Annotated in this window: 17 protein-coding genes; 9 read left to right on the top strand and 8 right to left on the bottom strand. The window is 70.0% G+C overall.

The genetic code is table 11. The annotated features are described in order from the left end of the window. Window positions 1-36 precede the first annotated feature (36 nt). Window positions 37-1227 carry an acyl-CoA dehydrogenase family protein gene (locus tag OOK40_RS22070; RefSeq protein ID WP_266484672.1) on the bottom strand — a complete coding sequence of 397 codons (1191 nt, stop codon included), beginning with the start codon at window positions 1225-1227 and terminating at the stop codon, window positions 37-39. A 98-nt stretch (window positions 1228-1325) separates the two neighbouring features. Then, window positions 1326-2504: a serine hydrolase domain-containing protein gene (locus tag OOK40_RS22065; RefSeq protein WP_266484669.1), complete on the bottom strand. Its 1179-nt coding sequence runs from the start codon at window positions 2502-2504 to the stop codon at window positions 1326-1328. A 210-nt stretch (window positions 2505-2714) separates the two neighbouring features. Between OOK40_RS22065 and OOK40_RS22060 the strand changes: the two genes are divergently transcribed. Further along, the gene (locus tag OOK40_RS22060; protein ID WP_266484666.1) at window positions 2715-3764 is read left to right on the top strand and encodes an enoyl-CoA hydratase/isomerase family protein; all 1050 of its coding nucleotides are present in this window, start codon (window positions 2715-2717) and stop codon (window positions 3762-3764) included. Window positions 3765-3767: 3 nt separating this feature from the next. Here OOK40_RS22060 and OOK40_RS22055 read toward each other — a convergent pair whose 3' ends face one another. Together OOK40_RS22055 and OOK40_RS22050 are read right to left on the bottom strand one after the other, a co-directional pair. Next, window positions 3768-4595, bottom strand: coding sequence for a hypothetical protein (locus OOK40_RS22055; protein WP_266484663.1), 828 nt, complete (start codon window positions 4593-4595; stop codon window positions 3768-3770). Window positions 4596-4978: 383 nt separating this feature from the next. Further along, a complete protein-coding gene (locus OOK40_RS22050; RefSeq protein ID WP_266486488.1) occupies window positions 4979-8392 on the bottom strand; it encodes a phosphodiester glycosidase family protein in 3414 nt (1137 codons plus the stop codon). A gap of 363 nt (window positions 8393-8755) precedes the next feature. Here OOK40_RS22050 and OOK40_RS35450 point away from each other — a divergent pair, with 363 nt between their 5' ends. From OOK40_RS35450 to OOK40_RS22025, 6 genes are all read left to right on the top strand, one after another. Beyond that, entirely contained in the window at window positions 8756-8839 is an 84-nt protein-coding gene (locus OOK40_RS35450) for a putative leader peptide (RefSeq protein WP_351446407.1), read from the top strand. A gap of 209 nt (window positions 8840-9048) precedes the next feature. Further along, entirely contained in the window at window positions 9049-10062 is a 1014-nt protein-coding gene (locus OOK40_RS22045; RefSeq protein ID WP_266484661.1) for an ABC transporter substrate-binding protein, read from the top strand. A gap of 4 nt (window positions 10063-10066) precedes the next feature. Next, complete coding sequence (locus OOK40_RS22040) at window positions 10067-10876, top strand: ABC transporter ATP-binding protein (RefSeq protein ID WP_266484658.1); 810 nt, start codon at window positions 10067-10069, stop codon at window positions 10874-10876. Continuing rightward, complete coding sequence (locus tag OOK40_RS22035) at window positions 10873-11757, top strand: ABC transporter permease (RefSeq protein WP_266484654.1); 885 nt, start codon at window positions 10873-10875, stop codon at window positions 11755-11757. Before OOK40_RS22040 ends, OOK40_RS22035 begins: the two co-directional genes overlap by 4 nt. A gap of 11 nt (window positions 11758-11768) precedes the next feature. Beyond that, the gene (locus OOK40_RS22030; protein WP_266484651.1) at window positions 11769-13094 is read left to right on the top strand and encodes an LLM class flavin-dependent oxidoreductase; all 1326 of its coding nucleotides are present in this window, start codon (window positions 11769-11771) and stop codon (window positions 13092-13094) included. 44 nt (window positions 13095-13138) lie between these two features. Continuing rightward, complete coding sequence (locus tag OOK40_RS22025; protein WP_266484649.1) at window positions 13139-14035, top strand: TauD/TfdA family dioxygenase; 897 nt, start codon at window positions 13139-13141, stop codon at window positions 14033-14035. A gap of 102 nt (window positions 14036-14137) precedes the next feature. On the opposite strand, the gene OOK40_RS22020 is transcribed toward OOK40_RS22025, so the two are convergent. Beyond that, window positions 14138-14755, bottom strand: a complete 618-nt coding sequence (locus OOK40_RS22020; RefSeq protein ID WP_266484646.1) for an LAETG motif-containing sortase-dependent surface protein — start codon at window positions 14753-14755, stop codon at window positions 14138-14140. A 197-nt stretch (window positions 14756-14952) separates the two neighbouring features. Continuing rightward, window positions 14953-15453, bottom strand: a complete 501-nt coding sequence (locus OOK40_RS22015; protein WP_266484644.1) for a DUF6328 family protein — start codon at window positions 15451-15453, stop codon at window positions 14953-14955. 63 nt (window positions 15454-15516) lie between these two features. Here OOK40_RS22015 and OOK40_RS22010 point away from each other — a divergent pair, with 63 nt between their 5' ends. Next, window positions 15517-15687, top strand: a complete 171-nt coding sequence (locus OOK40_RS22010) for a hydrophobic protein (RefSeq protein ID WP_266484641.1) — start codon at window positions 15517-15519, stop codon at window positions 15685-15687. Between the two features lie 60 nt (window positions 15688-15747). Here the strand turns inward: OOK40_RS22010 and OOK40_RS22005 are convergent, their stop codons facing one another. Together OOK40_RS22005 and OOK40_RS22000 are read right to left on the bottom strand one after the other, a co-directional pair. Continuing rightward, window positions 15748-17592: a transketolase gene (locus OOK40_RS22005; protein ID WP_266484639.1), complete on the bottom strand. Its 1845-nt coding sequence runs from the start codon at window positions 17590-17592 to the stop codon at window positions 15748-15750. 135 nt (window positions 17593-17727) lie between these two features. Continuing rightward, on the bottom strand, window positions 17728-17955 hold the full coding sequence (locus tag OOK40_RS22000) for a DUF6458 family protein (protein WP_266484637.1): 228 nt from the start codon (window positions 17953-17955) through the stop codon (window positions 17728-17730). 259 nt (window positions 17956-18214) lie between these two features. Here OOK40_RS22000 and OOK40_RS21995 point away from each other — a divergent pair, with 259 nt between their 5' ends. Further along, a complete protein-coding gene (locus tag OOK40_RS21995; protein WP_266484635.1) occupies window positions 18215-19024 on the top strand; it encodes a VOC family protein in 810 nt (269 codons plus the stop codon). Window positions 19025-19031: the final 7 nt, after the last annotated feature.

Here is a 19031-nt window from a genome sequence, read left to right as displayed (position 1 = left end):
CGGTATGTGACAACTAACGCCTGTGGTCACAGACGCTCAGCGCCGCACCCGCGGCATCCCCAGTCCGATCCAGGAGATGATCTCGCGCTGGATCTCGTTGTTGCCGCCGCCGAAGGTGAAGATCACGGCGGAGCGGTAGCCGCGCTCCAGTTCGCCGTGCAGGACGGCTCCCGCCGAGCCCTCCTTGAGCGGACCTGCCGCACCGACGACCTCCATCAGCCAGGCGTACGCGTCGCGGCGCGCCTCCGATCCGTAGACCTTGACGGCGGAGGCGTCCTGCGGGGTCAGGGTGCCCTCCTGGACGGCGCCCACCATCTGCCAGTTGAGCAGTTTCATCGCGTCGAGCTTGGTGTGGGTCTGCGCCAGGCGCCTGCGTACCCAGCCGAGGTCGATGACGCGCCGTCCGTCGGCGAGTTTGGTGTCAGCGGCCCAGCGCTGGACGTTGTGGAGGGCGCGGATGGCCATGGTGCCGTGGGCGGCGAGGGTGACGCGCTCATGGTTGAGCTGGTTGGTGATCAGCCGCCAGCCCTTGTTCTCCTGGCCTACCCGGCGGGATGCGGGCACCCGGATGTTCTCGTAGTAGCTGGCGGTGGTGTCGTGAGAGGCGAGGGTGTTGATGACGGTGCAGGAGTAACCGGGATCGGACGTCGGCACCAGCAGCATGGTGATGCCCTTGTGGGGCGGGGCTTCGGGGTCGGTGCGCACGGCGAGCCAGACCCAGTCGGCGGTGTCGCCGTTGGTGGTCCAGATCTTCTGTCCGTTGACGGTGTACGCGCCGGTGTCCTCGTCGCCCTCCCGTACGGCGCGGGTCTTGAGGGCGGCGAGGTCGGTGCCCGCGTCGGGTTCGCTGTAACCGATCGCGAAGTCGATCTCGCCGGAGAGGATCTTCGGCAGGAAGTGGGACTTCTGCTCCTCGGTGCCGAACTGCATGATCGTCGGGCCGACGGTGTTGAGGGCCATGAGCGGCAGCGGTACGCCTGCCTGGGCGGCCTCGTCGAAGAAGATGAACTGCTCCATGGGGCTGAGACCACGGCCGCCGTACTCCTCGGGCCAGCCGACGCCCAGCCATCCGTCCCCGCCGAGACGGCGAATGGTCTCGCGGTAGAAGCGCTTCTGTTCGCCGGGGTCGCCGTAGCGGGCGTAGACGTTGTCCGGCACGAGTTCGGCGAAGTACGTGCGCAGTTCGGCGCGCAACTGCTGCTGCTCAGGCGTGTATTCGAGGTGCACGGCCCCTCCAGGAGTCTCGCGATCCGTCGCATGCGCGGCGCACACAGTAGAACGTGTTGCAAGAATCCGGAAGGGCCGTCGGCCGATTCGGGATCGGGCTAGAGCGGCGCTCCGATCGCCTCGTAGAGGGCGTCCACGACGGCCATCTTCCGTGGATCGTCGGCGATGTTGGGGCCCATGCGGTTCATGACGTAACCGAGGCTGATGCCCGCCTCCGGGTCGGCCAGACCGCAGGAGCCGCCGAAGCCGTCGTGCCCGAAGGCACGGGGATTGGGTCCGTACGAACCGTTCTCGCCGCTCAGCCAGAGGCCGAGCCCGACCTCCGTCTCGTGCTCGAACCCGGCGCCGAGCACCAGGTCCCGGCAGCTGCCCTGGCCCTCGCGGACGCGTTCGGCCGCCTCGGGCGACAGCAGGCGCCGGCCGGCGAACTCACCGCGGCCCGCGAAGATCCCGTAGAGGGCGGCGACGGCGCGGGCGGTGCCGTGGCCGTTGGCGGCGGGGATCTGGGCCGCGCGCCAGGCAGGTGTGTTGGCGTCCGCCGCCCCGACGATGGGGTTGACCAGGGCCGCCAGGGCGGCGGGCTGCAACTGGGCGAAGACTGCGGCCTGTTCGCTGCTGGACGCGGCGGGCGGGTGCACCAGCTCGGCGACGCGCCCCGCCTCCTTCTCCGGCAGACCGATGGTGAAGTCGATACCGAGCGGCCCGGTGACCTCCTGGTGCAGAAACTCTCCCGGGAGCTGTCCGGTGACGCGCCGGATCACCTCACCGACCAGGAAGCCGTACGTCATGGCGTGGTACCCCGACCGGGTGCCCGGCTCCCACCAGGGCTCGGTGGCCGCGAGGCGGGCGCAGGTCAGCTCCCAGTCGTAGAGCTCGCCGAGGCTGTGCGGCTCACGGAGCCCGGACAGACCCGCGCGGTGCGAGAGCAGATGACGTACGGGGAGGCTCTCCTTGCCTGCCTCGGCGAATTCCGGCCAGTAGGTGGCGACGGGTGCGTCCAGGTCGAGCAGTCCGCGGTCGGCGAGCAGATGCGCACACAGGGCGGTGGGGCCCTTGGTCGTCGACCACACATTGACCAGCGTCTCGCGCTCCCAGGGGCGGGTGCGCGCCTCGTCGGCCCACCCGCCCCACAGGTCCACGACGGACTCCCCGTCGAGGATCACGGTCACGGCAGCGCCCAGTTCGCCGCGCTCGCCGAAGTTCTCCTCGAAGGCGGCACGCACCGCCCGGAAACGATCGTCGCAGTGGCCTTCGATGTGGGGTGCACGTTCTGGCATGGGGGCCTCCGTCGCCTCTGACCGGTGGATTCCGGCCTGCCGGTGTCGAGCTCATGGAGAACGTACCGACTGGTCGGACTGCCGGAAAGAGTCCGAACAAGCCGCGCCCGGCGGCCCCGCGCCCGGTCGCCATGAACCCCTGCCCACGGACCGTCGGGCAGGGGTGAGCGAGGATGGACGAGAAGATCCGTCCCGCGGAAGGAACACCTCATGGCCCTCGACGAGTCCGAGCCGGTACTGCTGCGCACCGAGGGCCGCGCCGGGTACATCACGCTCAACCGCCCGCGGGCTCTCAATGCCCTGACCCACCCCATGGTCCGCACCGTCGACGCGGCACTCGCCGCCTGGGAGCAGGACCCCGCCGTCGAGGTCGTGGTCATCGCGGGAGCCGGTGAGCGCGGACTCTGCGCGGGCGGCGACATCCGCGCGATCCACGCGGACGCGCTCGCGGGCGGCAGCGCCTCGGTGGCCTTCTGGCGCGACGAGTACCGCCTCAATGCCCTTATCGCCCGCTACTCCAAGCCCTACGTCGCCGTGATGGACGGCATCGTCATGGGCGGCGGAGTGGGCGTGTCCGCGCACGGCGACGTGCGCATCGTCACGGAACGATCTGCCGTCGCCATGCCGGAGACGGGTATCGGCTTCGTACCGGACGTCGGCGGTACGCACCTGCTCGCGCAGGCGCCCGGCGAGCTCGGCACGCATCTGGCGCTCACCGGCTCGGCGGTCGGCGCTGCCGACGCGCTGCTGTGCGGGCTCGCCGATCACTTCGTGCCCTCGCGGCGGCTGGCCGAGCTCACCGCTTCTCTCGCCGTGCTGGATGTCTCCGAGACGGTCCGGCGGTACGCGGGCGCAGCGCCCGAAGGTGAACTGGCCCTGCACCGCGAGTGGATCGACCACTCCTACGCGGCCGACACCGTGGAGGAGATCCTCGAGCGGCTGCTCGACTGCGGCGATCCGGCGGCGAAGGAAGCCGCGGAGACGATCCTCACCCGGTCCCCCACCTCGTTGAAGGTGACCCTCGCGGCGATGCGCAGGGCCCGGGCGCTGGGTGAGCTGGAGCCGGTACTGGACCAGGAGTTCCGCGTCTCGTCCGCAGCCTTCTCCTCGCCCGATCTGATCGAAGGGGTCCGGGCCCAGGTCATCGACAAGGACCGCAGGCCGCGCTGGTCGCCCGCGGAGCTCTCGGAGGTGACGGAGGCGGACGTGGCCCGGTTCTTCGCACCCCTCGGTGAGCGCGAACTCGGTCTCGCCGGCTGAACGTCAGCCGCCGAGGAACGCGTGGAGGGAGGCTTTCGTCCGGGCGACGAAGGCCTCGCGCACGCTGTCCTCGACCAGGTCCAGCGAGAGATACGGATTGAGATCCTCCAGCTCGACGAGCAGCAGCTCGCCGTCCGGGGCCCGGCAGGCGTCGACGCGCTGGATGCCGTGGTCCAAGGTGTTCCAGTCGATGAACCGCTGAGCGAACTCCAGGTCGCCCGGGCCCGGTTCGTAGCGCTCCAGCTCCCAGCGGCGCTCCGGGCGCGGGGCGTACAGGGCGTACTGGAAGTCGCGGTCGACGAAGTAGAACGACACCTCGTAGCGGAACGGGATCCTCGGCTGCACCAGAACCTCGCCGTACACGAGCCCGTCCAGGCGGTCCCTCTCGACCAACTCCATGCCGATCGAGTCCGCGCCGAACTTGGGCTTGACGACGTACTGCGCCGCGTGCGGCAGCCGTCCGACGTCCTCGCCGCGGTCCACGGTCGGGATGACCGGAAATCCGGCGGCGCTCAGCTCCACCAGATACTGCTTGCCCGCCATGTCGGCGCGGCCCGTCGGCGGGTTGTAGAGGCGGACGCCGGACCGTCGGACGAGGGCCAGGAACGCGTCGTACTCGCGCTGGTAGTGGAGCACCGGACCGCTGTTGCGTACGACGACGGCGTCGAAGGAGTCCATGAGGCGTGCCGCGTCCAGCGGATGGCACAGAGCGATGTCAAAGTCCTCACGCAGGCGGCCGGAGAGCCGGATGTCCTCGTCGCAGTAGCGGCGCCCCTTGGCCTCGTAGCCGAGATCGGTGACGTAGAGGAGGCGGTTGCGTGCGGCGGTCATGGTGCTCCTGTGCTTCGCGTGACTGGTCATGCTAGTCGTCCGGCTTTCGCATCAGATGGGCCGAGCGGGGTTGTGCGCGGGGCTGGGGGGGGCGGCCAGGTGCGGTTCCGCTGCGCGGGGCTGTTCCCCACCCCGCCCCTTCCCGCTGTATCGATTTGCGGCTCCGCCGCGTGGCGGGGGCGCTGCCCCCGGACCCCCGCGCCTCAAACTCCCCCAGACTTCGTCCGGGGGGACCCCCACGAGGCTGAGATGTGCGGCTCGGCCGCACATCCAGCCCGTCCGGCGATTGAGGACACGCGCGAAGCGCGTACGGGGAGGTTGGGGTCCCCCCGGACGGAGTCTGGGGGAGGGCGGGTAGGGGACAAGCCCGCCGCAGGCGTCGCCTACGCCGCCGCCCCCACCCCCTCCCCCGCCACGCGGATCTCCGTGCGGCTCGTGACGCCCGCAACCGTCACCGCCAGCGTCACCGTCCCCGGCCGCAGCGCCGTCACGCGGCCCGTCCTCGGGTCGAAGGACGCCACATGCCGGTGGCGGGCGTCCTCCGGCGCGCCGATGAACAGGTTCGGCGAGCCCGTCCAGTCCGCGCTCAGCGGGAACGCGACCGGGATCCGGCGCGCGCCCTGCGTGACCGTCGCCCCCGCGGACCCGCTGCGGCCCGGCGGCAGTGCCGCGGGCGCGTCGAGCGTCAGGCCGTCGACATGGGCGCGGGTCTGGACGGAGACCCAGTCGGGCTGTCCCTCCCACGGCCGGAGCCGACCGGTCTGCTGCTCCGACCGGGACACCGTGTCGACGCCGACCAGCGACCAGCCCGTGAAGCCGCCTTCGTTCACCGGCCCCGCCGGCGCCTTGCCCGAGTTGCCGTTGATCAGATACGGCACGCCGTCCACGTGGTCCGCGTGGAAGACGCCGACATGGCTGCCGATGAGCCCCGCCCCCTTCCCCGTCGTACGGCGGAACTCCGCGAGCCACTGCTCGATCAGCGCCGCCTCCTTGCGGTCGCTCAGCTGGCTGCCCTTCTGGACGGTCGGGTCGCGCAGCGGTACGTGCTCGACGAGCATCACCGAGCTGACGCCCGGGTCCTTCGCCGCCGCGTCCAGCTGCGCCCGCACCTCCTTGATCTGGGCGAAGCCGCCGCCCCGCAGGCTCAGGCTCGATGTGTCCAGGGTGAGAAAGCGCGTACCACGATGGTCGAACACCCGGTGCGCGGGCCCGAATTCGGCGATGAAGTTGTCGATCTTTCCGCCCATCACCTCGTGGTTGCCCGGCACGTAGAACCAGGGCAGCTCGTCGCCCAGCTCCTCTGTCAGCACCCGCCGGGCGAAGGCGAGGTCCGCCGGCGAGCCCTCGTCGACCAGGTCGCCGTTGACGACGAGGAACTCGGGCCGGGCGGCCTTGATCTCGCGCAGGGTGCGCCGTGCCTGGGCGACGATCGCGCTGTCGGGGTCGCGGGCGACGAACTGCGCGTCGGACATGACCGCGAACTGCCAGTCCCTGGCCTCGGTTTCGGCCGCCGGGTCGATCAGCGGATCTGGCGTACGCGGCTGCGCGGGCAGGTCGACGGTCGGCGGCACCTGCGCGCTCAGTCCGTCGATGACGATCTTCCCGGTGTACTGCTTCGCGGCCGCGGTCTCGGCCAGATAGAAGCGGAAGACGGACAGCGGCGTCGCGGCCCCGGGCGGCACCGCGAATGTCACGTGCCGCCAGCCTGTCCAGGTCACGTACGGCCCGCGCAGCAGCTGGTCGGACCCGGCCGCGTCCTTGAGGTGCAGGGTGGGCCAGGCGCCCTTCCCGTCGCCCTTGATCCAGAGCGTGAAGGACTGCGGCTGACCGGGGACGGGGACCGGCTTGGGCGGGTTGGCGTACGCGGCGCGGGTCGCCGTCGACTGCGTGAAGTCGTAGGTGAGCTCCAGGCCGGTGCCGCTCTGGCCGTCGGGCGTCGCCGCGACCGAACCGCCCGCGCGCGCCTGGCTGAAGGTCCAGGCCGCGGCGTCGTCGAAGCCGGAAACGGCCTGTTCGGCGAGGCCGACGCTGACTGCCAGAACGGTGGTGACGCCGTCGACGGTCACCATGATCCGTCCGGCGCCGCTGCCCGTGAGGGACCTGACGGTGAAGGAGCCCTTTCCGTCGTCGCGGATGTCGAAGAGGGTGTGGTCGTAGGCGAGTTCGGCGTCGGCCGGTTCGACGGGCGCGCTGTTGCCCTGCGCGTCGAGGCCCAGGATGCCGAACGTGCCGGTGGCGTTCGCCTCCGCGAGGCCGACGCGCCGGGTGGTCGGTTCGATCCGGGCGAGGTCGTCGAGGACCGTCAGCCGGGTGCTGCCGTGGGCGCCCGCGCGTTCCGCGCGTACATCGGTGGTGCCGCTGTGCCGGGCCCGGAACACGCCCTGGTCGTCGACCCGGCCCACCGAGGGCCTGACGGTACGCCAGTGCGGGGTCCCGGCGGCCGGTCCGTACGTCTCGTCGTAACCGGCGGCGGTGAGCCGGCGGGTCAGTCCGGGGAAGACCCGCTCGGGGTGGCCGCCCTTGACCGGGTCGGCGGTGGGGGCGCTCCCGGCGGGCGTGCGGGTCTCGACCCAGAAGCCGCGCAGCCTTCCGCTGCCGTCCGGCGCGGTGAGCGCGAGCCCGTTGGGGACGGTGCGTTCGCTGCCGTCGGAGGGGCTGTTCTCCACCTGGAGCACGTCACTGCCGGGTTCACGGGCGACGAGTGTCGACGATCCGCCGCCGTCGAGGTTCAGGGCGCTGTGGGCACCGGCCTGTTTCATCATCAGGCCGAGCTCGGTGAGGGTGACGCCGCCGCTGTCGGCCTGTCGGCCGTCGACGGTGATGACCTGCATCGCGCGGCCGTCCTTGGAGAAGCCGACGGCGGTGCGGGGAGCGGCGGTGTTGTTGCCCTCGCCGTCGTGGTTCTGGGGTGTGCCGTCGACGACGAGGAGTTCGCGGCCGCCGACCGCGGTGCGCGGGACGGGTCCGTTGTCGGTGCGCGGCCGGTACTCCAGGGCGACGGGGTCGCCCGGCCGCAGCGCGGCGAGCACCCCGGCGCCTGCCTCGCGGCCGACCAGGACGGTGGTGTCCGGCGCGATGGGCCCGCTGCCCGGCCTGCTCGCGACCTCGGTCACCTTGCCGTCGCGAACGAGTACTTCGGCGACCGGAGTTGCGGCATCGACGGTCAGCGTCCGGTCAGCCGTCCCCCACGCCGCGGTGTACGCGCCGATGCCGCCCGCCGGGACATTGGCGGCGTTGTACGCGGTCAGCGGGTACGTGCCCGAGGGCAGCTTCAGCGTGCCGTCGAAGTACAGCTGCAGAACGCGTCCCGCGTTCCCGGGCCCGATCCCGACGGCCCTGTTGGCACCCGCGGCCGGTGACTGGGTGACCTTGCCGTCCTTGATTCCGGGACCCTGTGGGGCGCCGGTCTGGTTGATGTCGAAGAAGTCGGCATTGATGGCTGCGACGGTGCGCCGGCCGGGTCCCGGGTCGTGCTGGGCGGCGAGTTCGGAGACGGCACGGCGGTCGGCGACCTTGCCCGAGGAGAGATAGTCCGCCTTTACGCTGCTGCCGCCGAGATCGACGGAAAGAGCGTCGACCCGTAACCACTTGTCCGATTCCAGCCGGTCGTACGAGGTGAGGCTGATGCCCGGAGCGATCGGCCGGGCGCTGCGCGCGGTCTCGATTCCGTCGCCGTCGGCGACAGCCCGCGGGCTTGTGGCCGCGTTGCTCGCGGGCGGCGGAGCGAGCGGGCGCAACACTTCGGACACATCGCGGGGACGTGGGTCGGGGGTGGAATCGGCGACTGCGGGGGACATCGCCCCCGCCGCCAGGGCGGACACCGTCGCGACCAGCACGACGGAGCGTCTTGCTCTGCCAAGGCCCACAACTACTCCTGGAATACGGCGAGTTGCGCTCACAGCAAGCGCTGTCACCGCACAGCATCGCGGGGCCGGGACAACCGCAACAGGGGGCCGTGAGAACCAAGGGAGAACAGAGGCTGACGGCACGTCGACGCATCGGAGGACCGGCGGTCACGCTCACCGGGGTGCGCCGGATCCGGCCGCCCGCAACCCTGCCCGTCAGGCCACATTCGTGAAAGAAATCCGCAACAATTCAGCATGCGAGACGATTTCCGGCGCTCATTGACGTGACCGGAAGTCGCTGCCATTCTCTCGGGTGTGAGTCAAGCTGACATTCTCGTATCGCGCCTGCACGTCGATCTTCGACGGCACGCCAGCGCACTCTGTGCCGCCGGCCGCTGAAACACGCTCAGCTGATCTCTCTCCGCCTCCGGCCCTTCTCTGGGGCCCTTACAACGGGCTGAGCACATTCGCTCCCGTCACGCGGTAATTCCTCGGCAGGCCTTCCGCTGAATTCCCCTGCCGCATTGCACCTGTCTCCTTCCTGAATGAACTGCGCCTTTCGGCGTGGCGATTCAGGCATCTTCGCGTACCCCGAAACGGAATGACTGATGACCTCCAGACGCACCTTCCTTGTGCTCTCCGGCCTCTCGGCGCTGGCGGCCGCGGGCTGCGGCACGGCGAGCGGCAGCGGCATCCGCAACACCACGACGCTCCGCTACCAGGGTTCGGCCGGCGCGGTCACCCCACCCGAACTGGCCGCTTCCCTCGGCTTCCTGGACGATCTGAAGCTCGACTGGGTGGGCAACACCATCAGCGGCCCGCAGGACATCCAGTCCGCAGCGTCGGGCCAGACCGACTTCGGCGGCGCGTTCAACGGCGCGGTGGTCAAGCTCGCCGCCCGCAAGGCCCCTATCAAGGCTGTCGTCAGCTACTACGGCTCCGACAAGTACGCCTACAGCGGTTTCTACGTTACCGAGAAGAGCGCCATCCGCTCGCCCCGCGACCTCATCGGCAAGAAGGTCGGGATGAACACCCTCGGCGCCCACCACGAGGCGATGCTCGACATCTACCTCAAGAAGAGCGGGCTCAGCCGGGCCGAGGCCGAGCAGGTCGAACGGATCGTCATCCCGCCCGTCAACACCGAACAGTCGCTGCGGCAGCGGCAGATCGACGTGGCGGTCCTCGGCGGCATCCTGCGCGACAAGGCTCTTGCGACCGGGGGCGTGCGCAAACTCTTCAGCGACTTCGATCTGCGCGGGCCTTTCAGCGCCGGGACGTACGTCCTGACCGAGCGCTTCATCAAGCAGAACCCCGAGACGGTACGGACCTTCGTCACCGGAGTGGGCAGGGCCCTGGACTGGTCCCGTACGACACCCCGCGAGGAGGTCGTGGCCCGGATGACGGAGATCGTCGCCAAGCGCAAGCGCAACGAGAGCCCCGACGCGCTCAAGTTCTGGCGCTCGTACGGCGTCTCCGCGCCCGGCGGCCGGATCGAGGAGCAGGAGCTGACGGTCTGGGCCGACTGGCTCACCGAGCGCGGGGACATCAAATCCGGCCAGGTCAGCGTCCCCGACCTGTTCACCAACGAGTTCAACACCAACCGGGCCAAGGCGGGGAGTTGACCCCATGACCGCGAAAATCAGCTTCCAGGGCGTCGGCAAGACCTTTGCGGTACGCGGGAATCAGGGCCAGGTCACCGCTCTCGACGGCATCGATCTCGATGTCGCCGCCGGTGAGTTCGTGGTCATCGTCGGCCCGAGCGGCTGCGGCAAGTCCACGCTGCTCGACCTCCTCGGTGGTCTCTCGACGCCCACCTCCGGCCGGATCCTGCTGGACGGAGAGCCCGTCACCGGCCCGGGCCTGGACCGGGGCATCGTCTTCCAGCAGTACGCCCTGCTCCCCTGGCGCACCGCCCTGGGCAATGTGGAGTTCGGCCTCGAAGCGACCCGAGTGCCGCGCCGGGTCAGAGCCGGGCGGGCCAGGGAGTATCTGGCGCTCGTCGGGCTCACCGGATTCGAGGACCGCCATCCGCACGAGCTCTCCGGCGGTATGCGCCAGCGGGTCGCCATCGCGCGCAGTCTCGCGTACGACCCCGATGTGCTGCTCATGGACGAGCCGTTCGCCGCGCTCGACGCGCAGACCCGCGAGTCCCTCCAGGACGAGCTGCTGCGGATCTGGCAGCGCACCGGCAAGACGATCGTGTTCATCACGCACGGCATCGACGAGGCGGTCCACCTCGGGCAGAGGGTCGCCGTGCTGACCTCGCGGCCCGGCCGGATCAAGGAGGTCGTGCCGATCGATCTGGGCGACCGCGGCGCTGATGCCGATCCGCGCTCCAGCCCCGAGTTCGCACACCACCGCCACCAGATCTGGAGCCTGCTGCGCGACGAGGTCAGCCGGGCCCAGCAAGAGGAGAGGGAGGCCGCAACGCTATGAGCATCACCACCGAGAAGGCGCTCGCGACAGGCGTCGATGTCGGCGGCGCCGCGCAGCGCACCGATCCGGCGCTCGCGGCCCCGCGCCGGACGCTGCCGACTCCCCTACGGCGTACGGGCCGCGTGCTGCTGGCCGTGTTCACGCGGACCGTGGCGATCGGGTTGCTCCTTGCGGTGTGGGAGACCGCGCCCCGGCTTGCCCTGGTGGACCGCACCTTCCTGCCGCCGTTCTCCGAAGTCGCCGTCGCCTGGTGGCGGCTGCTGCTCGACGGACAGCTCGCCGAGCACACACAGGCCAGCCTCGGCCGCTCGCTCACCGGATTCGGGCTCGCGGTCGTGCTGGCCGTACCGCTCGGCTTGCTGATCGGCTGGTACCGGCCGCTCGCGGACCTCCTCGGGCCGCTGCTGGAAGTCTTCCGCAACACCGCGGCGCTGGCCCTGCTTCCCGTCTTCGTCCTGCTGCTCGGCATCGGCGAGACCTCGAAGATCTCCATCGTGCTGTACGCGTGCACCTGGCCGATCCTGCTGAACACCATCAGTGCCGTACGCAGCGTGGACCCGACCCTGCTGAGGCTGGCCAGGTCGATGGATCTGCCCGCGCCGAGGATCTTCCAGAAGGTGATCCTGCCCGCCTCGGTGCCGACGGTCTTCACCGGCATCCGGCTGGCGGGCGCGGTCGCGATCCTCGTCCTCGTCGCCGCAGAGATGGTGGGCGCCAAGGCCGGGCTCGGCTATCTCGTCAACGCCTCGCAGTTCAACTTCGCGATCCCCGACATGTACGCCGGGATCATCACCATCTCCGCCATCGGCGTCGGCTTCAACCAGCTGCTCGTGGCCCTGGAGCGCCGCTTCACGTCCTGGCGCACCCCGACCGGAAACTGAGGGAACAGCCCATGTCCGCCGACTCTCCACGCCAGTTCCACCTCAATGCCTTCCTGATGAACGCCGGTCATCACGACGCGGCCTGGCGACATCCGCGCACCCAGCCGGAGCGCATCACCGACATCTCGTACTTCCAGGAGCTGGCCCGCACCGCCGAACGCGGCAGGCTCGACTCGCTGTTCCTCGCGGACGGTGTCGCCCTGTGGGGCAATGCCCGCTACAACGCGGTCGGCGGGTTCGAGCCGCTCACGCTGCTGTCCGCGCTGGCCGTGGCCACCGAGCGCATCGGCCTGATCGCCACCGTCTCCACCACGTTCAACGAGCCCTTCCATGTGGCGCGCAAGTTCGCCTCGCTCGACCACATCAGCGGCGGACGCGCCGGCTGGAACATCGTCACCTCCGGGAATGTCGCAGAGGCCAGGAACTTCGGCCGCGAGGAACACCTGGAGCACGCGCTGCGCTACGAGCGGGCCGCCGAGTTCCTCGATGTGACCAAGCAGCTGTGGGACAGCTGGCGCGACGATGCGCCGGTCGTCGACCGCGAGCGTGGCGTCTACTCCGAGGAGGGGGCGGTAGCCCCGATCGACCACCGCGGCACGCACTTCCGGGTGGACGGGCCGCTCAACGTACAGCGCTCGCCGCAGGGTCATCCGCTGCTGGTGCAGGCCGGTTCGTCGGAGGACGGCAAGGAGTTCGCCGCCCGGTACGCGGAGGCAGTGTTCACCGCCCAGCAGACCCTGGCGGACGGCCAGACCTTCTACAAGGACCTCAAGTCGCGGCTGGCGAAGTACGGCCGCCGACCGGACCAGTTGAAGATCCTGCCGGGCATCTGCCCCGTCATCGGCGCCACCGAGGCCGAGGCGCGGGCGCTGGAGGACGAGCTCACGGGCCTCCAGGTACCGGAGTACGGGCTGCAGCAGCTGTCCGGAATGCTCGGCACGGATCTGAGCGAACTGCCGCTCGACGGCCCGCTGCCCGAGCTCCCCGAGGAGCGGGACATCAACGGCAACAAATCACGCTTCACGCTGGTCGCGGACCTCGCCCGGCGCGAGCAGCTCACCATCCGGCAGCTGATCGCGCGGCTCGGCGGCGGGCGCGGACACCGCGTCTTCGCCGGTACGCCCGAGCAGATCGCGGACCAGCTGGAGCAGTGGTTCACCCAGGGCGCGGCCGACGGCTTCAACATCATGCCCCCGTATCTGCCGGGCGGACTCGACGACTTCGTCGACCAGGTGATTCCGCTGCTCCAGGACCGTGGCCTGTTCCGCACCGAGTACAGCGGTCGGACGCTGCGCGAGCGCTACGGCCTGGAGCGGCCGCCCGGCCGGACCCACTGATCCCCTCCCCCGCACTTTCCCGTACACAGAGAGGAAGTTCCCGCATGACCAGCACCGGTTTCGACATCCGCCGGATCGGCGGCCGCATCGGCGCCGAGATCCTCGGCGTCGACATCTCCACGGACCTCGAGCCTGCCGTCGTCAGCGAGATCAACACGGCGCTCCTGGAACACAAGGCGCTCTTCTTCCGCGGCCAGGAGCTCGACGACGGGGCGCAGCTCCGCTTCGCCTCGCTCTTCGGCGAACTCACCACGGCGCACCCGACCGTGCCGTCCGCCGAGGGGCAGCCGCACATCCTGGCGGTCGACGGCGACGAAGGAATCCGTGCCAACCAGTGGCACACTGACGTCACCTTCCTGCGTACCCCGCCCAAGGCGTCCACGCTGCGCAGCATCGTCGTCCCGCCCTACGGCGGCAACACCCTGATCGCCAACTCGGCTGCCGCCTACCGGGATCTGCCGGATGCGCTGCGCGAACTGGCAGACCGCCTGTGGGCGGTGCACACCAACGCCTACGACTATGCCGAGCCGAAGAGCGAGAAGGCCGCCGAGCACCGCAGGCAGTTCGTCTCCAGGAAGTACCGCACCGAGCACCCGGTGGTGCGTGTCCACCCCGAGTCGGGCGAGCGCGGGCTGTTCATCGGTGGCTTCGCGCAGTCTCTGGTGGGCCTGTCCCCGTCCGAGTCCCGCGACATTCTGCGGATCCTGCAGTCGTACGTGACCCGCCCGGAGAACGTCGTCCGCTGGTCCTGGGCGCCCGGCGACCTCGTCCTGTTCGACAACCGCATCACCCAGCACTACGCGCCCGACGACTACGGCGATCTGCCGCGCCTGCTGCACCGGGTGACGGTCGCGGGCGATGTCCCGGTCGGAGTCGACGGCACCCTCAGCCGGGTTGTCGAGGGCGACGAGGCCGCGCACTACACACCCGCGGCGGCCTGACAACAACGCAGGAAGGGCGGGCCGAGGGCCCGCCCTTCCCGTGTGCGCCGCCGCGGCGGCGCTCCGCGGTTCGTTTCCCCCGCAGCAAGTACGCGCCGGGGGTCAGTGCTGCGCGCTGCGCCGCTTGCGAGCGGCCCACATGATGCCGCCACCCGCGACTATGACCACGGCGGCAGCGCCGGCGATCAGCGGGGTGGAGCTGGAGGAGCCCGTCTCGGCCAGGTCACCCGAGGGGCTCGGCTTGGTCGAAGCCGGGGGCACCTCGGCGGGGCTGGTGGCGGTGCTCGGGGTGCTGCTGGGCGTGGGGGTGGACGTGCTGGGCGTCTCCGACGGGGTCGGGGTCGGAGAGGGGCTCGGCTTGTCGTCGCACACCGGCGCCGTCTTGCTCTCGTCGCGCGAGAACTTGTCGTCGTCGCCCGCCTTCACGACGAGGCGGACGGTGAGCTCCTTGTCGTGCTGGGGGAGTTCGAGCTTCTTGTGGAAGTCTCCCTTGAACGTCTCGGCGGGCAGCAGGTCCTTGCCGTCCACCGTGACGGTCACGGTGTTGTCTTCCTTGGGGCTGTAAGCGGTGAGGTCGACGCTGACCTCGGTGCAGGTCACCTCCCATACAGGGGTGTGCGCCTGCGCGGTGCCGGCGGCCAGGCCGACGCCGAGTGCACTGACCGTCGCGATCGTTGCGAAGGCTCCTGCCCGCCGCCACGATCTGTTGTTTGTTGTCACTCATTCCTCCACGGTTGCCGCGCCACCCATTTGGCGGTGCGCGCACAGTACCGCCAAGCTCCCAGGGGTTTACACCCACCCCACCGCCTTCTTTGGCTGACTCGCGTCACCCAATCCGTCGCCCCTTCGGCGCCGTTGATGCACTCGCCCGAACGGCACGAGGGCACAAGGTGACCGAAATGAAGCGCAGCCATTGGTCATTCGTCGGTCCGGCGGCTGATGGCGCGGGCCCAGAAGGGCAGGACGAACCAGCAGACGACGAACCAGGCGACCATCCCGGCGACCAGCCACAGCGCGACCTCGTCGTCGACGACGATCCGCAGGATGAGCAGCAGCGCGGACGCCATCGTGCACAGCAGCAGAACCAGGCCGACGACCGTGAGGCGGGAGGCCCAGACGACCGTCTCCGGCTTGAGCCGCTGGCCGGTCAGGAGGCGATGGAAGGAGACGGGCCCGATGAGAGCACCGGTCGTCGCCGCCCCCAGCAGCATGGTGACCAGATAGATGTGGCGATCGGTGTCGGAAAGCTCGGCGAACCGGGGCTGGAAAGCCACCGCGAGCAGAAATCCGAAAAGGATTTGAACCCCGGTCTGAGCGACCCGCAATTCCTGTAGCAGATCGGTCCATCTCCGGTCGGCCCTCTCCTCCGGCGTCTCGTCACGACCGCGCTCCGGGCCGTCTTCCGCTTTCTCTGTCATGTCGCACGTCCTCGATGTGTACGCCGAAGAACAAGGGGCACTCGCATATTGGAGGTACAGACTATGGTTCCCATCCTGCTCGTTCTGCTACTCGCGCTGATTCTCTTCGGTGCCGGTTTTGCCGTGAAGGCACTCTGGTGGATTGCCATCATTGTCCTGGTCGTATGGCTGCTGGGATTCCTGATGCGGTCGACATCGGTGGGTGGCACTCGGTCTCGCTGGTACAGGTGGTAGCTGTGGTAGCGAGAAGTGAAAGAAGTACGGCGGCCTTCGGGCCGCCGTACTTCTCTTTTCTCAGCGCACCACCACTTCTTCCACGAGCAGCCGTGCGGCGACCGCGATCGACGCCGCGTCGATACCGGCGACGCGCAACTGCTCCTGCGGCGTGGCCGATGCGGGTATGTTCCGGACTCCGAGCCGCACCAGCCGGCGCGCCGGGCGCCCGTCGGAGAAGACCTCCGCGACCGCGTCGCCCAGACCGCCCTGCGGACGATGGTCCTCCACCGTCACCAGGCACCTTGTCTCGTCGGCCGCCTTCTGCAGTGTCCGCGCATCGACCGGCTTGACGGAGTAGAGGTCGACGACCCGCACGGCGATGCCTTCGCTCTCCAGCAACTCGGCCGCCGCCAGCGCCTCATGGACCGTCGCTCCCGCGGCGACCACGGTCAACCGGTCCCGCTCGCTCGACCGCAGCACCCTGGAGCCGCCGACGGGGAACTCCTCGTCGGGTCCGTAGAGGACCGGCGTTTCGCCCCTGCTGGTGCGCAGATAGCTGACACCGGCCAGATCGGCCATGGCCTCGACCAGGCGAGCCGTCTGATTGCCGTCGCACGGACAGAGCACGGTGCTGCCCGGAACCGCACGGAACATCGCCAGATCCTCCAACCCCATCTGGGACGGTCCGTCCTGGCCGATGGCGACTCCCGCGTGCGAGCCGACGAGCCTGATACTCGCTCGGCTGACCGCTGCCATGCGAATGAAGTCGTGGGCGCGCGTCAGGAACGCCGCGAAGGTGGCGGCGTAGGGGACATAGCCCCGCGCCTGCATCCCCACGGCCGCCGCGACGAGTTGCTGCTCGGCGATGTAGCACTCGAAGTAGCGGCTGGGGTGCGCCTTGGCGAAGTATTCGGTACGGGTCGAGTCGCCGACCTCGCCGTCGAGCGCGACGACGTCGGCGCGCTCCGAGCCGAGTGCGGCCAGGGCTTTTCCGTACGCGGTGCGGGTCGCGACCGAGTCTCCGATGGCGAAGCGCGGCGGTTCGGCGTGCCCGCCGCGGGTGCCGTGCAGTACGCGTGCCGCGGGCGGCGGCTGGACATCGACGTGGATGGCGCGGGGTCCGCCGAGTTCCTCGATGGCTTCCTCGGCGTGGGGCAGCGGTTTGCCGTGCATGCCCTCCCGGTCCTCGACGGTGGAGACGCCGCGCCCCTTGTGGGTGCGGGCGATGACCGCGGTGGGCCGGCGGAAGGTGGTGCGGGCCTCGGCCAGTGCGTCGTCGACCGCGCGGACGTCATGGCCGTCGATCTCTATGGTGTGCCAGCCGAAGGCCTGCAGCCTGCGGGCGTACGCATCGAGGTCCCACTCGTGGCGCGTCGGACCGCGCTGGCCGAGCCGGTTCACATCGATGATCAGTGTCAGATTGTCGAGGTGTTCGTACGCTGCATGCTCGACGGCTTCCCAGACGGACCCCTCGGCCATCTCGCTGTCGCCCGACAACACCCACACCCGGTAGGGGATCTGGTCGAGCTTCTTGCCCGCGAGCGCCATGCCGACACCGACCGGCAGGCCCTGCCCGAGCGACCCGGTGGCCACGTCCACCCACGGCAGACGGGGGGTGGGATGTCCTTCGAGACGGCTGCCGAGGCGGCGGAAGGTGAGCAGTTCCTTCTCGTCGATGACGCCCGCCGCCCGGTAGAGGGCGTACAGCAGCGGTGAGGCATGTCCCTTCGAGAAGATCAGCCGGTCGTTGCCGGGATGGCCGGGCCGGTCGAAGTCGTAGCGCAGATGGTTGGCCAGCAGCACGGCGGCCAGGTCCGCCGCCGACATGGAGGACGTGGGGTGCCCGGAGCCCGCCGCGTCGGCGGCACGGACGGAGTCCACACGCAACTGCTGCCCCAGTTCTGCCAGTTGTTCGTTTCGCATCTCACTCCTCCTTGGCGATGGGGCCCGGGCCCGGGACACGGGCGAGTTCGTGATGCGGTGTCCGGCGGCGCGAGGGGGGACTGGGCCTGACGAGCCCGGCGGGTGCCCCTGAGCCAAGGCGCCGAACCGGCGCCGTCACTCGTAGCTGCGGCGGTCGCGCTCTGCGTCGACCACCGGCGTCGACGGCGGCACGATGACGCGTCGGCGCCTGGCGATGCTGGTGAACGTGGCGACGCCGATGAGGCCCACGGCCATCAGGATCAGGCCCACCACGTCGAGATTGGCGCCCTCCACCTTCCAGTCGGTGGCGAACGTCAGTATCGCTCCGGCGGCGATCAGGATGATGCACCCGCCAAGACCCATGTGACTCACCTTCCCTGTACGAATCCCTGCCTACGAACCTCCGCGCAGGGGCGGTCACAGCCGGGTACCCGTGCCGGGAGGCGGAAAACAGCGGGCTGCGGACAGAAAACGCCTGGGCAGCGGGTTTGGCGGCGGCGCGGAAGGGGACTCGGCGGGCGCGCCGCTCGCGAGGACGCCTCCTCGGCGAGAGGATGGGCTGCGTCAGCCGACTCCCGTCACCCCCGCCGCTCACGCGCATTCGATCAGGACACCGAGGGTTATGGACAACGAACCGAGAGCAGTCAGATCGCAGACTGCCCCATCGAGCGCGTCCGTGTTCGGTGCGCCCTGCTGGGTCAGCCTGATGACCCGGGACCTGCAGGCCGCGCAGGACTTCTACGGTGCGGTACTCGGATGGCGCTTCCGCAAGGGCCGCATGGGCGAGGAGTTCAGCGTGGCCTTCTCCGACGGCGCGCCGGTCGCGGGCATCGGGGCGCTGGCGCCCCGGCTGCAGGTCGCCGTCGACTGGACTCCGTACTTCGCCGTGACCGACACCGACGAGGCGGCGGCACGCATCCGGGAGCGCAGCGGCACGGTCGCGGTCGGCCCGCTGTCGTTCGCCATGGGGCGGGGAGCCCTGGCGGCGGACCGCGACGGCGCCGTCTTCGGCATCTGGGAAGGGATGCTCATCCCCAACTGGCACCGGTGGCGCAAGAGCGCTCCCGCCTGGCTGCGCCTGCGCACCCGCAACGCCTTCGATGCCGCCATCTTCTACGGAGAAGTCCTGGAGTGGGCGACGGACCGCCCGGGCTGCTGCCAGGTCAGCTACGAGGGGGAGGAGGTCGTGCTGCGCAGCGAGGGGCACGTTCTGGCGCGCATCAGTTCCGGGGCGTCTGGAGAGGCGCCCGATCCCATGATCAGGCCCAGGTGGCATGTCCACTTCCCCGTCGAGGATGTAGCGGCAACTGTCGATGCGGCCCTGGACAACGGCGCTGTCGTCCTGGAGCGCCAGTCCTCGCCGCAGGGCCTTCAGGCGGCGCTGCGCGATCCCGACGGCGCCCTGTTCACCGTCACCTCCGCGCAGCCGTAGGGGCCGG

Source organism: Streptomyces sp. NBC_01481 (assembly GCF_026339995.1).
In the GTDB taxonomy this organism is placed as follows: Bacteria; Actinomycetota; Actinomycetes; order Streptomycetales; family Streptomycetaceae; genus Streptomyces.
The sequence above is the reverse complement of the archived record's forward strand: the minus strand, read 5'-3'. Positions and strand labels throughout refer to the sequence as shown.